General features: G+C 68.5%; 1 protein-coding gene and 1 pseudogene. One reads left to right on the forward strand and one right to left on the reverse strand.

The window, feature by feature from the left end:
- Positions 1–199, forward strand: a pseudogene (locus BN2475_RS33060) (antibiotic biosynthesis monooxygenase); the annotation flags it as partial.
- Here the strand turns inward: BN2475_RS33060 and BN2475_RS33065 are convergent.
- Positions 200–610: SDR family NAD(P)-dependent oxidoreductase (locus BN2475_RS33065; protein WP_143326065.1), on the reverse strand; the 411-nt coding region annotated here is incomplete at its 5' end.

The raw sequence follows: 610 nt of genomic DNA on the forward strand, positions 1-610 counted from the left end.
GTTCGAAGCCGTCCTGACACCGGGGGACGTGATTCTTCTCACGGCATGGCGCGACAAGCAGGCCGCCGACAGCTACGCAAATACGCTCACGCTACCCGACGGCGCGCGGCTGCGCAGCGTGCGCGTGATACGCGATTACGGCATGCACGACCGGCGCGAAGCGCCGCAATACTATCCCGACGCGCCACAGCCTGAGTGACTACTTTGCGCCATCGGGAAAGTCTGCGCCGAGGCTCGTCTTGCGCCACGCGTCGATGTCGGCGAGCGCCGCATGCAGGCGCTTCGACACCGCATCCACGCCGAACGCGCCCAGCACGAGGTGACGCGGCGGCTCGTCGGTTTCGGTGATGCGGATCATCGCCTCAACTGCGCGCGCCGGATCGCCCGGCTGATGGCCGCTGGTTTGCGCCGTCGCCTGCATGCGCTTGCCCGCCGTCTCCGCGTAGTCGTCGATGCGGCTCGGCGTCTGCTTCAGCGAGCGGCCGGCCCAGTCGGTGCGAAACGGCCCCGGTTCGATGCAGGTCACGCGGATGCCGAGCGGCGCGGCTTCCGTTGCGAGCGCATCGGACCAGCCTTCGACGGCGTGTTTGGTCGCCGCGTAATAGCCCGC

Source organism: Paraburkholderia ribeironis (genome assembly GCF_900019265.1).
Classification (GTDB): domain Bacteria; phylum Pseudomonadota; class Gammaproteobacteria; order Burkholderiales; family Burkholderiaceae; genus Paraburkholderia; species Paraburkholderia ribeironis.